Below are 13475 nucleotides of genomic sequence, written 5' to 3'. Positions count from 1 at the left end.
CTTACTCCACTTTTCTATAAAAAATCTTGTTTACGATTTTCCATTCTCCGTCAACTTTCAATAGGTTCATAAAATCAATAAAAGTGAAATCGGGATAGTCGATCTCCAAACGGGCATTGGCCGCATTCCCCGCAATAGTGATGTCCGCTATCCGGGTTTTCCTATTCTGTTTGGGGCCAGGCTTCATTCCTTTTTGAAAAAATTCGATGGCGTTCACCTCGGTATAGCCCTCTTTTCCAATGAATTTCATGGTAGCCGTTTCGTGGAATGCCTTTTTCAGGGTTTCAAAATCATTGTTGGTCCCTCCATCCAGATAATAATTTACCGTCTGTTCAACCAATTGGTAATCGGACTGGGCCTGAGCTGTTCCAAAAGCTAATACGGATACAAAAAGTAGAATGTGTTTTGAAATCATGACGTGATTGTTTTTTGATGGTTGTTGATGGTTGTTGATGGAATGAATATATTTCTTTTATCATTTCATACTTCTTAGAGAAATCATAAATGTTTCACAATGAGACATCTTTACCAAAACATCCATCCGTAAATCCTAATGTACCATCCGTAAATCAGAATAAGCCCCCTACCTATTTTTAGCTATCTTGGCTATGGCGAATTTTATTGTCTAATTAATTTCAATCCGGCATGTCAAGGCTTTTCAGAATATCCATTGCTTTCTTATTGATTTTTGCTGTCTCCTGTAAAAACAAGACAGATCAAAACGATACGGACAATCTCTTTAAATTCAAAGATTACATCAGTTACCACACCCATGGAAACCAAAGCATCTCAACCCCCATTAAAATTGTTCTGGCGCAACAATTGACACAATATGAATTGAATCAAGAACTACCTTCGGAGTACCTTAAAATTTCTCCAAATATTGAGGGAACCCTGATGATTGAAAATGGAAGGGAACTTACGTTTCAACCCTCGGAATACCTAAAACCGGATACGGAGTATGTGGTCACCCTCTCCTTGAACAGGCTCATGGAGGACATCGAAAGTGATTTTAAAAAATACACTTTCAGTTTTAAGACCATAACGCCCAATTTTAAGATTAACTTGGGCAACCTTCAATCCTATAGCCGTGAGTGGCAATATTTGACCGGGACCTTGGATGCCTCCGATGTTTTGGATGCCTCCAAAATAAATAGCGTTCTTTCTGTACAGCAAGGTAACAAAAAAGTTCCCGTAAAATGGGACAACACTTCTGATAACGCCCAATATTTCAGTTTCAAGATAGATAGTATTGCCCGGGCAACCGATGATAGCGAACTTACCATAAAATGGAATGGAAACAATCTGGGAATTGACAACAAAGGTTCGGAAACTTACCCGATTCCCGGGCTCAACAAATTTGTAATTGTGGATGCAACCAGCACATCTGCACCCAATGCTGTTTTAACGCTCAACTTTTCAGAACCCCTAAAGCAAGACCAAAACCTGAATGGATTGGTGACCATTGAAAATGCCGAGAGCCTCAGATACGAAATTGATGGAAATGTACTCAAGGTCTACCCTTCCAACCGAATTTTGGGCGAGGTACGGGTCAATGCCTTTGAAGGCATTAAAAGTGAATATGGATTCACCCTCAGCAAAACCTTTTCAGAGCTTGTCTCTTTTGAACAGTTAAAACCCAATGTCCGATTAATTTCCAAAGGGACCATTTTGCCCAATGCAGCTTCCACACCCATTTATTTTGAAACCGTAAACCTATCCGCTGTGGAAGTTCGGGTCATCCAAGTGTATGAAAACAACATGTTGCAGTACCTTCAAAACAATAATTTAGCCAACGAATACTTATCCGATTTAAGGCCCGTGGGTCGTAGAGTAGCCTATAAAGTCATTCCGCTGTCTGAAACCGGGGAAGAAAACAGCAGCTACTGGAAAGCACATGCTTTGAACCTTTCCGAATTGATCAAGGTACACCCAGGGTCTATGTACCGGGTGGAATTCAGCTTTAAAAAAGAACATACTACGTATGCCTGTGAAGCTGGGGGTGGTGCTGAAGAAACCTCTGTTGACTACGCCTCACAAAACTCAAGTGATGAGGCCTTGGAAGAGCAGTATTGGGACAATGAAATCTATTATTGGCGTAATTACGACTACAATTGGGAAGAACGTGACAATCCATGCCATTCCGCCTACTACAATGACACCCGAATTGCCTTTACCAATCTATTGGGTAGTGACCTGGGCCTTATCGTTAAAAAAGGAAATAACCGCTCCTACCATTTTACGGCCACCAATTTATTGACCACCAAACCAGAGGCCGGTACTATAATAAAGCTGTACAACTACCAACAGCAATTATTGGGAGAGGTAACCACAGGCGCCTCTGGGTTTGCCATTTATGACGGAGACAAGACTGTTGCCTTTGCTGTGGCCAAAAAGGACAATAATTTTGCCTATGCCAAATTGATGGATGGAAATGCCCTTTCCTTGAGTCAATTTGATGTTTCTGGAGAAGAGTTGCAGAGCGGCCTTCAAGGTTTTATCTATACCGAAAGAGGGGTTCACCGCCCCGGTGATGTGGTCCACCTTACCTTTGTTTTGGACGATGCCGCCAACCCACTTCCAAAAGGTCATCCTGTAACGCTTGAAGTTACCGATGCACGAGGCAAATTGGTGCAGCGCAATGTACTAACGGAAGGAACTACTCCCGTGTCTGATGGTCTGTACGCCAAAAAAGAAGAAAAATTCTATTATTTCCCAGTTCCCACCCAAGCCAATGCCCCAACCGGAACATGGAATGCCAAAATTGTGGTGGGTGGAGCGCAGTTCAATAAAAGTCTAAAAGTCGCCACCGTAAAACCCAATCGCTTAAAGGTCGATTTTGCCTTTGATGATGACGTACTGACCGCCAATTCCAATAACCGAGGGAAAGCCACGGTGCAATGGTTGCATGGTGCACCCGCTCGAAATCTCAAAATCGATATTAATGCTACCTTAAGGCAAACCAATACCGCTTTCCCAAAATTTAAAGACTACGTCTTTCAAGATCCTGTGCGCAGTTTCAATGAGACTGAATTGCAGTGGATTTCTTCCAAATTGGATGCCAATGGGATTTTGCCTATAAACGAGAAAATAAATGTGAATGGCAATGCACCTGGCATGCTTCAAGCCACCTTCACCACCAAAGTTTTTGAAGGAGGCGGAGATTTTTCCATTGATGTATTTTCCAAGAATTTGGCCCCATTTTCCCATTTTGCGGGATTAAAATCGCCCGAAGCCAAGCAATATGGCTCCTTCTTGACCGATGAAAACACCTCATTTAATGTGGTCAGTGTGGATGCGCAAGGAAATGCATCCAGCAACCGAAAACTAAAAGTACAAGTGTTTAAAATTGAATGGCGCTGGTGGTGGAACCGGGGGTATGATAACCTCTCCCGTTATGAAAATGCCACCGTTCACCGTCCATTCAAGGAAATGAACATCACCACAGATGCCAATGGAAAAGCTAACTTCAACATCAATATTCCCGATGACGATGGAGGTAGATTTTTGATTCGAGTTATCGATGAAGTTTCTGGTCACGCTACGGGGCGTACCGCTTATTTCTACAGAAACTGGTGGCGAAGACCTGCTTCCAACGATGCAGAAAGTTCCAAAATCTTGGTTTTCTCGGCCGACAAAGAAAAATATAACCTAGGAGAAGAGGCCATCGTCACCTTCCCTTCAAATAGAGGGGGCCGTGCCCTTATCAGCATAGAAAACGGCACCGAAGTATTGTCCCAGCAATGGATAGAAACTTCGGCCAAAGAAACGAAAGCAACCATTCCCATCACGACGGAAATGGCCCCGAATGCCTATATCAATATTTCATTGCTCCAGCCACACGGACAAGTCGCCAACGATTTACCCATTCGATTGTACGGAGTGGTTCCCCTTTTGGTGAATGACCCATCCACGTTCTTGGAACCTCAACTTTCCATGCCCGATGTGTTGGAACCTGAAAAATCCTTTAAAGTGACGGTTTCCGAAACCAATAAAAAACCCATGACCTATTCTTTGGCTGTGGTGGATGAAGGTCTATTGGATTTGACCCGATTTCAAACCCCTGACATCCACAGCTCGTTTTATGCAAGGCAAGCATTGGGTGTAAAAACCTTCGATATTTTTGATGATGTCATGGGCGCTTACTCCATTAGTGTGGACAACATTTACGCAATTGGGGGTGGTGGCATTGGTGCCGGTGCCAAAAACCGAAAAGCACAACGATTCAAACCTGTAGTCACCTATTTGGGCCCATTTACGCTAAAACCCGGTGAAAAAGCTTCGCATACCATAAACATGCCCAATTATGTGGGCTCTGTGCGTACCATGGTGGTGGCCGGAAACTTGAATAGCGCCTACGGCAATACCGAAAAAACCACGCCCGTGCGCAAACCTTTGATGGTGTTGACCTCGATTCCGAGGAAATTGTCTCCCGGAGAGACCGTAACCATTCCCGTCACGGTCTTTGCCATGGAATCCAAAGTGAAAAATGTAAAAGTTTCCATCAATGCAGGGAAGGCTTTGGAACCCATCGGAGAAACTTCCAAAAACATCACATTCAATTCGGTTGGGGAGCAGATTGTGAATTTTGATTTTAAGGTTAACCCTGCGGCTGCGTTTCAAACGATAAAAGTGACCGCTTCGGGCGCTGGTGAAAGTGCCAGCAGTGAAACCGAAATTGATGTGGAAAACCCTAATCCCATCACCACAAGAAGCGAGTTGTACACCATTGATGCCAATGGTTCGCAGACCATTTCCTTAGAAACTTTTGGTACTTCGGGCACTAACGAGGCCTTTATCGAATTTTCGACTTTGCCGCCCATGGATTTTTCAAAACGGATGGATTACCTGCTTCGCTATCCCCATGGTTGTGTGGAACAAACCACATCAGCAGCATTTCCACAATTGTTCTTGGCTGATGTGTTGGACATCACTTTTGAACGAAAAAAGGACATCGAGAAAAATATAAAGGCGGCCATCAACAGATTGGGGGATTTTCAAACGCCAAATGGCGGGTTAAGCTATTGGCCCGGATATGGAAGTGCTGATGATTGGGGCACCTCCTACGCTGGTCATTTTATGTTGGAAGCCAAGCAGCAGGGCTACCAATTGCCCCTGACTTTCTTGAGCAACTGGCTGCGCTACCAGAAAAACGCGGCCCGGCAATGGAGCAATGCCGCTACCAGCTATAACAATGATATTGCTCAGGCCTACCGTTTATACACTTTGGCGCTGGCGCAACAACCTGAATTGGCTTCCATGAACCGACTTCGGGAATCCAAAAACTTGAGCAATGAGGCCAAATGGCGACTGGCGGCAGCCTACGCTTTGGTTGGCAAGAAAGAAGTGGCACAAGCCATTGCGCAAAAAGCAAACATCAACTTTACACCCAACAATTACGATTATAGAACCTACGGTTCTGTGTTCCGAAATAGGGCCATGGCCTTGGAAACCATGGTTATTCTTGGGGATTCCAAACAAAGAGAACTGGCTGTCTCGTTGGCGAAGAACCTCTCGTCCCAAAGCTGGTATAGCACCCAGGAAACCGCTTTTGCCCTCTTGTCCATGGCTAAAATGGTGCAAAAAAATGGGGGTAAATCCATCGATTTAACATTTACCAACGATGGTAAAGAAGTTTCGGTAAAAACGGATAGAGCCATTGCGCAGCGTGGGCTAACCATTTCATCCTTTAAACAGGAAATCCAAGTGAAGAATAAGCAAGGTAATACCATTTACGCCACCTTGACGCAGACGGGGAAATTACCCGTGGGTGAAGAATTGGCCCAGCAGCAAAACCTAAACCTTTCGGTAGCTTATTTGGATGCCATTGGTAATTCCATTAATGTAAATGAATTACGGCAAGGTACCGAATTGCAAGCGCAGATTACGGTTTTTAATAGTTCCAACGATTATGTGGATAATTTGGCCTTGACCCATATTATACCTAGTGGATGGGAGATTGTGGATACTTCCTACGCCGATGGTAACAATTCCAATGCAACTAAAGCAGATTATGTGGATACCCGTGATGACCGCACCCATCTGTATTTTGATTTAGGGGCCAGAAAATCCAAAACCTTTACTATTAAATTGAATGCCTCATTCTTGGGCGATTATTATTTGCCCGGAGCCCAAGCTGAAGCGATGTACGACAACAACTACCAAGCACGGAACAAAGGAAATTGGATTAAAGTGGTTCAGTGATGCGATGTGAATGAAGGATTTTTGGTCGCCAGTAATACAAAAAGCAGCTAAACACAAAATCAAGCTGGGGGTGTTGGGCACCCTTTTGATTTTGTGGTTGTTCTGCCTGCCCAAAAATCTGTTTCAAGACCCTGCCTCAACTGTGGTCAATGCGTCAGATGGTAGCCTGATAGGGGCACGGATTGCCGATGATGGCCAGTGGCGATTTCCGCAATTGGATTCAATCCCAACCCGCTTTGAGCAATGCATTCTGTTATTCGAGGATGAATATTTTTACCAACATCCCGGTTTCAATCCCATTTCCATCATCAAGGCCATTGGGCATAATCTCACCAAAAAGACCCGAAGAGGTGGAAGTACCATCACCCAGCAGGTCGTTCGCCTCAGCCGAAAGAATAAAAGCAGGACCTATTGGGAAAAGTGCATTGAGATTTTTATGGCTACGCGACTGGAACTACGTCATTCCAAAAAAGAAATTTTGAATCTGTACGCTTCGCATACGCCCTACGGCGGAAACGTAGTGGGCTTGGAAACCGCAGCATGGCGGTATTTCGGGATTCCGGCCCATGAATTGAGTTGGGGGCAGTCGGCAGCCTTGGCGGTTCTGCCCAATGCGCCCGCCTTGATTTTCCCCGGACGGAATGAACAGGAATTCCTCGAAAAACGAAACCGTTTGCTGGAAAAATTACAGGACAAAGGTATCCTAGATCAAACAACCTACGAATTGGCAGTGGCTGAACCACTGCCCCTAAAACCCTTTCCGTTGCCTGATGTCGCTCCGCATCTTACAGAGCGCATACGGATTGAACATCCGGGGGAACGGATTACTACCTCCATCCAAAGACCGTTGCAGCAACAACTCAATTTGTTGGCGGAACGCCATTATCAGCAACTAAAAAGCAATGAAATCCACAACTTGGCCATTTTGGTCTTGGATGTGGAATCCCGAAAAGTGTTGGGGTACGTGGGAAATTCCACTTCGGGGAAAGCGCATGGCAATTATGTGGATATTATCACCAAGAATCGGAGTACGGGCAGCACCTTGAAACCCTTTTTGTTTGCCTCCTTGTTGGATGAAGGCCACGTATTGCCCCATAGTTTGGTGGAGGATGTCCCCACCGTCATCAATGGGTATAATCCACAAAATTTTGATAGAAAACATGTGGGTGCGGTTCCTGTGAGTAGGGCACTTTCCCGCTCGTTGAATGTTCCTGCAGTTCGATTGCTCCGGGAATACGGCCTACAAAAATTCTATAACAAGCTCCACAAAATGCAATTGGAATCCTTGGATAAGCCATCCTCCTATTATGGACTCTCTTTAATTCTTGGAGGAGCGGAAAGTTCCCTTTGGGAAATCACCCAGACCTACGCATCACTTGCCTCTACCTTGAACCATTTTGTAGGCAATAGCAGTACTTATTGTCCAAATGAGTTCGTTCAGCCAACCTATTTAGTCAACCAAGTCCCAGATTTTAGCGAGCAACAGTTTGACCCGCCCATTTTGGGGGCGGGTGCCATTTTCAGCACCTTTCAAGCCATGTATGAGGTCAACCGCCCTGAAGGAGACGAGAATTGGCACTTTTTTGATTCTTCCCAACCCATTGCGTGGAAAACAGGGACCAGTTTCGGCTTTAAGGATGCTTGGGCGGTAGGGGTCACCCCAAAATATGCCATTGGCGTCTGGGCCGGAAACGCGGATGGCGAAGGCAGACCGGGATTGACCGGAATCACTGCTGCTGCTCCCCTGCTTTTTGATGTTCTGGATGCTCTGCCCCAAAGTGGTTGGTTCCCAGAACCGTTTGATGATTTGGTGGAAGTGGAGGTTTGTGCTGAAAGTGGGTATCGTGCTTCCGTATATTGCGATGTAACAAAAAAAGAACTCGTCCCCACCCATGGCACCCGGAGCGGGCCTTGTCCCTATCATCAACAATTATTTTTGGATGCTTCAGAGCGGTTTCGGGTGAATTCGGATTGCTATCCCTTGGAAAATATGGTAGCGAAAAACTGGTTTGTGCTACCTCCGGTTTTGGAATACTATTATACCTCTTCCAATCCCAGTTACAAACCCTTACCGCACTATTTGGCAGGGTGTTCCTCATTGGAAAACCAACGTATGGAATTTCTTTATCCGAAGAAAAATGAAGCGGTGCTCCTTCCCAAGGATTTGGGCACTACCACTTCCGATGTTATCCTGAAATTGGCCCATCAACAATCTGATGCCACTGTCTATTGGTATTTGGATGAAACCTATGTGGGCAAGACTGAAAATTTCCATGAACTACTTTTGGACATTCAACCTGGAAACTACACCTTGACGGTAGTGGATAGTGAAGGTAATCGAATGCAACAACAGATGGAGGTTCGACGTGCTTCGGAGAATTAATCAGGGACATAATAACAAACTAATCGGCCGTTATTTTTTACAGCAACCAGTCCAAGACCTTTCTTATAATATCTAGTGTCTTTTTGTCCACTCACGTATACCATTTCTATAACCAGTAAATTGGTAAGTTTTCCTTTAGGGGTTTTCAAAGTAGCTCCAACCTTCTTTACTGTTCCATTTGCAGTTGTTTCTCCTTCAACTGGGTTTATGCTAAAAAAAGGAGTGTGCTTCCTCTTTACCTCATTGAAATAATAAATCGTATCATTTGATTTGAAGTAATACATGTTGATGGTTTCATCAGGCGGAAAAATCTGAGCTACCCGGGTATAGACTTTACCCTCAAAAGTGATGGTATCCTCAACAACTTCTCTGTACTTATTATTGTACCATGTCAAAGTTTTACTTATTCCTTTGGTAAGTGGAAAATAGCTGTCTTTTTCATCAACACTGTTCTGTCCAAAGGTTATTGTACAAAACAAAAATGAAACACTAATAAAAATACTCTTTGTCATAGTAATTTATGCTTTTATGATTAAGGTCAACCTCTTACTATAGCTCACTTATATCCTAAGGTCCTGTTCCCTTCTACTTCTTCCTCATAAAAATGGTTATGGGTACCCCGGTAAAATTAAAATTCTCACGGAGTTTGTTCTCCAAGAAACGTTTGTACGGGTCACGCACATATTGCGGTAAGTTGCAGAAAAAGGCAAACTGTGGATAGGGTGTTGGCAGTTGGGTACAAAACTTGATTTTTACATATTTTCCCTTATACGCAGGAGGTGGTGTATGCTCAATAATGGGCAACATGATATCGTTCAGTTTTCGGGTGACGATTTTCTTTGAACGGTTTTTGTAGACGTCCACAGCGGTCTCAATGGCCTTGAAAATCCGTTGTTTGTTCAATACCGAAATAAAAAGAATGGGCACATCCTCAAAAGGGGAAATGGCTTCTTTGATCTTGGCAGTATACTCTTTCACGGAATTGGTTTCCTTTTCCACCAAATCCCATTTATTGACGAGAATCACGATACCTTTGTTATTCCGTTGGGCGAGCCAAAAAATGTTCTCCACCTGTCCGTCAAAGCCTCGATTGGCATCCAACATCAAAATACAGACATCGCAATGCTCAATGGCCCGAACGGAACGCATTACGGAGTAAAACTCCAAATCCTCCTTGACCTTGGATTTCCGTCGGATACCTGCGGTATCCACTAAATTGAACTCAAACCCAAACTGATTGTATTTGGTATCGATACTATCCCGAGTCGTTCCTGCAATATCGGTGACAATGTACCGGTCCTTCCCAATTAAGGCATTGATAAAAGAAGATTTTCCCGCGTTGGGTCGTCCCACCACAGCAAAACGGGGCAATTCACTATCTTCTTCAGGCTTTTCAGGAAGCACCTTGACCAAGGCATCCAACAGTTCGCCGGTTCCACTGCCATTAATACTGGAGAGGGTATAGTATTCGCCTAATCCCAAGGCATAAAATTCAACCGCATCGGCCATACGTTGGGCATTGTCAACCTTGTTCACGGTCAAAAAAACAGGTTTGTCCACCTTTCGTAACAGCTTGGCCACATCCTCATCCATTCCAGTTACACCAGACTCCACATCCACCATAAAAATAATGGCATCGGCCTCATCAATGGCCAGTTCTACCTGCTTATCGATTTCTTTTTCAAAGACATCATCACTACCCAAGACATAGCCCCCGGTATCAATCAAGGAAAATTCCTTGCCGTTCCAGTCGCTTTTTCCATAGTGGCGGTCCCTGGTAACGCCACTCACGGCATCCACGATGGCCTCACGGCGCTGAATCAATCGATTGAAAAATGTAGACTTTCCTACGTTGGGTCTCCCCACAATGGCCACAATAGCTCCCATCTGCCTTTATTTTTGGCAAAAGTACCATTTATTATGAAGAAAAAATGATACCTTTTTTCATCTATTTCAATCTGTTATGACCGATTTCGCCAATGAAATTGTATTGCGTCCCCGATTTCAGGTCGCCTTAAAAACCGATATGGATGAATTGAAAGCTGTTTTTGACCAAACGGAAGAAGAATCTTTTGTGGTAAAACGGTTGGATGAGCACATCTATATTAAGTTCAGAAACTCGGAAATAACGTTTTGGTCACCCCAACTGCATTTGGAACTTACGTCATTTGAGGAAGGTGTGAGTAAGATCCACGGAGTATTTGGTCCCAATCCAACGCTTTGGACGTTTTTTATGTTCCTGCATTTTGGGGTGGGCACCCTGTTTATCATCTTAGGTATTTTTGCATATTCCAACTACTCTTTAGGCCATGACATCACCTTTTGGCTGGTGGGCATATTCTTTTTGGTGGTGATTTGGTTTGCGCTATATGCTTTTGGTCGCATGGGAAGGGCCAAGGGAAAACCTCAAACTGAGCAGCTAAAAACGTTTATCCGAACAAAGATTTCTGGGTTTCAGCGGGAGTAGCTCTTTAGCCGTTGTACCCAAATCTTCGAAGCTGCTGGGAATTGCTCCGCCAGTTTTTGTTGACCTTCACATAGAGTTCGATGTGGACTTGTTTATCAAAGAATTTTTCCAAATCCTTTCGTGCCTCAACCCCTACTCTTTTTAGGGCACTCCCTTTATGTCCAATGATGATTCCCTTTTGGGTATCGCGCTCCACCATGATCACGGACCGAATTCGGATAATGTCGTCATCTTCCAAAAATTCTTCAGTCTCCACCTCAACAGAATACGGGATTTCCTTTTTGTAGTGTAACAATATTTTCTCCCGAATGGTCTCGTTGACAAAAAAACGTTCTGGTTTATCCGTCAATTGGTCTTTGGGGTAATACGGAGGTGCTTCGGGCAACAACTCCAGAATACGATTGAACACTTCTTTTACATTGAAATTTTCCAAGGCCGATATCGGATGAATTTCAGCCTTGGGCAATAAGTCTTGCCAGTGTTGCATTTGTGCTTCCAAGATTTCTTGGTCCGAAGTGTCAATCTTATTCAACAGAAGTAGAACAGGAATCTTACTGTTCTGGATTTTTTTGAAAAATGCATCGTCCTTCAAAGCCTTTTCCCCAATCTCAACCATATAAAGCAGTACATCGGCATCCTCAAAAGCGGATTTCACAAAATCCATCATGGAAGTTTGGAGTTCATAGGCTGGTTTTATGATTCCAGGGGTATCGGAAAGTATGACCTGAAAATCATCCCCATTGACAATCCCCAAAATACGATGACGGGTGGTCTGCGCCTTGGATGTGATAATGGACAGTTTTTCGCCCACAAAAGCGTTCATCAAGGTAGATTTACCCACATTGGGATTTCCAATAATATTTACAAAACCTGCTTTATGCGCCACCTTGTTTTAGTTTTTGAAGGTATTTTTTGGATGCTTCGTTCACCTTTGGTGATAAATATAATACGGCCATCATGTTGGGAATCACCATGAGGGCGTATGAAAGATCTATTAGGTTCTTTACCAATTGCAGCGAGGCCACCGCAGCAAAAATAATCATGATCACGAAGAAAACATTGTACCATTTGCCAATTTTTGGGGTCGTCAAAAAAGAAAGACTCTTTACCCCGTAATACGAATAGGTAAACAAGGTTGACAACGCAAAAGCGGTGACAATTACCATCAAAAGGGTATCGCCAAAACCAAACAGGGTTTTCTCAAAAGCGGACATGGTCATGGTGATGCCACTACCTTCTTCAAGATAAGCTCCACTTAAAATAATGACCACAGCGGTGAAGGTGCAGACCATGATGGTATCGATAAAAGGTCCCAGCATGGCCACCAGTCCTTCTTTGGTGGGTTCATCATTCTTGGATTGACCGTGGTACATGGGCGCACTGCCCAGACCCGCTTCATTGGAAAACATGGCCCGTCGCACCCCAATTATCACTAGACCCCAGAATCCGCCCGTGACGATAGTATCAAAATTCCAAGCCTCCACTAATATCATTTTTAGTGCTGGGAGCACTTCGGATGCATTATTAATCATCACAAACAATACTGCTAGTAGATAAACCCCTACCATAAAAGGCACAATGGCCGATGCCACCTTTGCTATTTTGGAAAGTCCGCCAAAAATCACAACAGAGGTAACAATCGCCAAAAAGAAACCAATACCCAATTTCCAATTGAACTCACTGGTGACGAAAAGTGTTTCATGCGGTTGCACCACACCCATAAAAGCTTCCGTGAATTGATTGGCGGTAAAAACCCCTAAAAATCCGAAAAGTCCACAAATACTAAAAAAAATGGCCATGGGCTTGGCCCATTTTCCCATGCCTTGGGTGATATAAAACATGGGGCCTCCTTGAAGTTTCCCTTCGGAATCGGTTGTGCGAAACATAATAGCCAAACTCCCCGAATAAAATTTAATGCCCATGCCCAAAAGTGCAGTCATCCAAATCCAAAATACCACTCCGGGTCCACCATCGTGAATGGCAATGGCCACACCGGAAATGTTTCCCAAGCCCACCGTTGCGGCCACCGCTGCGGAAAGTGCTTGGAACGAACTCACATCTCCCTTGGCATTTTTATCGTCATATTTTCCTGAAACTACGGCTAAGGCATGGCCGAAATACCGGAAGGGAACAAATTTGGAGTAAAATGCAAGAAAAAGTCCGCCCCCAATGAGCAAAATGAACATGGGCCACTCGGTGTAGGGCAGCATGGAGGATATAAATTTGTTGATTGCTTCCATAGGGTCAAAATGCCGAATTTATGGATTTTAGGCTGGATTGTCTCCCATGATATTAGGAATATTGATTTTCGTTTGGAAATGACCTAAAAATCGTTGTATATTTGCCGACCACATCGCGGGGTAGAGCAGTACCCCTTCGACAAGCTCAGGACAGGGTTCGCTCGTCGGGCTCCTCGCCTTG

General features: G+C 44.1%; 8 protein-coding genes. 3 read left to right on the top strand and 5 right to left on the bottom strand.

All coding sequences use genetic code 11. The annotated features are described in order from the left end of the window. Position 1 precedes the first annotated feature (1 nt). Positions 2-415 (bottom strand): nuclear transport factor 2 family protein, encoded by a 414-nt coding sequence (locus ACFOWS_RS13605; protein ID WP_379765465.1) that lies wholly within the window; start codon positions 413-415, stop codon positions 2-4. A gap of 230 nt (positions 416-645) precedes the next feature. Between ACFOWS_RS13605 and ACFOWS_RS13600 the strand changes: the two genes are divergently transcribed. Both ACFOWS_RS13600 and pbpC read left to right on the top strand, forming a co-directional pair. Continuing rightward, complete coding sequence (locus ACFOWS_RS13600; protein WP_379765463.1) at positions 646-6204, top strand: alpha-2-macroglobulin family protein; 5559 nt, start codon at positions 646-648, stop codon at positions 6202-6204. Positions 6205-6214: 10 nt separating this feature from the next. Further along, a complete protein-coding gene (gene pbpC, locus ACFOWS_RS13595) occupies positions 6215-8587 on the top strand; it encodes a penicillin-binding protein 1C (protein ID WP_379765460.1) in 2373 nt (790 codons plus the stop codon). Here pbpC and ACFOWS_RS13590 read toward each other — a convergent pair. Together ACFOWS_RS13590 and der are read right to left on the bottom strand one after the other, a co-directional pair. Continuing rightward, a complete protein-coding gene (locus tag ACFOWS_RS13590) occupies positions 8584-9099 on the bottom strand; it encodes a hypothetical protein (protein ID WP_379765457.1) in 516 nt (171 codons plus the stop codon). The genes pbpC and ACFOWS_RS13590 overlap by 4 nt on opposite strands. Positions 9100-9172: 73 nt before the next feature. Continuing rightward, positions 9173-10474, bottom strand: a complete 1302-nt coding sequence (gene der / locus ACFOWS_RS13585; protein WP_379765454.1) for a ribosome biogenesis GTPase Der — start codon at positions 10472-10474, stop codon at positions 9173-9175. 76 nt (positions 10475-10550) lie between these two features. Here der and ACFOWS_RS13580 point away from each other — a divergent pair, with 76 nt between their 5' ends. Further along, positions 10551-11054, top strand: coding sequence for a GTP-binding protein (locus ACFOWS_RS13580; RefSeq protein WP_379765451.1), 504 nt, complete (start codon positions 10551-10553; stop codon positions 11052-11054). Positions 11055-11058: 4 nt separating this feature from the next. Here ACFOWS_RS13580 and era read toward each other — a convergent pair whose 3' ends face one another. Both era and ACFOWS_RS13570 read right to left on the bottom strand, forming a co-directional pair. After that, positions 11059-11940: a GTPase Era gene (era, locus tag ACFOWS_RS13575; RefSeq protein WP_379765447.1), complete on the bottom strand. Its 882-nt coding sequence runs from the start codon at positions 11938-11940 to the stop codon at positions 11059-11061. After that, positions 11930-13294, bottom strand: a complete 1365-nt coding sequence (locus tag ACFOWS_RS13570; RefSeq protein WP_379765444.1) for an alanine/glycine:cation symporter family protein — start codon at positions 13292-13294, stop codon at positions 11930-11932. Before ACFOWS_RS13570 ends, era begins: the two co-directional genes overlap by 11 nt. Positions 13295-13475: the final 181 nt, after the last annotated feature.

Source organism: Flagellimonas marina (assembly GCF_042651185.1).
Classification (GTDB): Bacteria; Bacteroidota; Bacteroidia; order Flavobacteriales; family Flavobacteriaceae; genus Flagellimonas; species Flagellimonas marina.
The sequence above is the reverse complement of the archived record's forward strand: the minus strand, read 5'-3'. Positions and strand labels throughout refer to the sequence as shown.

Excerpts from the sequence above, each read along its gene's own strand:
- ACFOWS_RS13605 (WP_379765465.1), bottom strand. The coding sequence starts at position 415 with ATGATTTCAAAACACATTCTACTTTTTGTATCCGTATTAGCTTTTGGA.
- ACFOWS_RS13600 (WP_379765463.1), top strand. The coding sequence starts at position 646 with ATGTCAAGGCTTTTCAGAATATCCATTGCTTTCTTATTGATTTTTGCT.
- pbpC (WP_379765460.1), top strand. The coding sequence starts at position 6,215 with ATGAAGGATTTTTGGTCGCCAGTAATACAAAAAGCAGCTAAACACAAA.
- ACFOWS_RS13590 (WP_379765457.1), bottom strand. The coding sequence starts at position 9,099 with ATGACAAAGAGTATTTTTATTAGTGTTTCATTTTTGTTTTGTACAATA.
- der (WP_379765454.1), bottom strand. The coding sequence starts at position 10,474 with ATGGGAGCTATTGTGGCCATTGTGGGGAGACCCAACGTAGGAAAGTCT.
- ACFOWS_RS13580 (WP_379765451.1), top strand. The coding sequence starts at position 10,551 with ATGACCGATTTCGCCAATGAAATTGTATTGCGTCCCCGATTTCAGGTC.
- ACFOWS_RS13570 (WP_379765444.1), bottom strand. The coding sequence starts at position 13,294 with ATGGAAGCAATCAACAAATTTATATCCTCCATGCTGCCCTACACCGAG.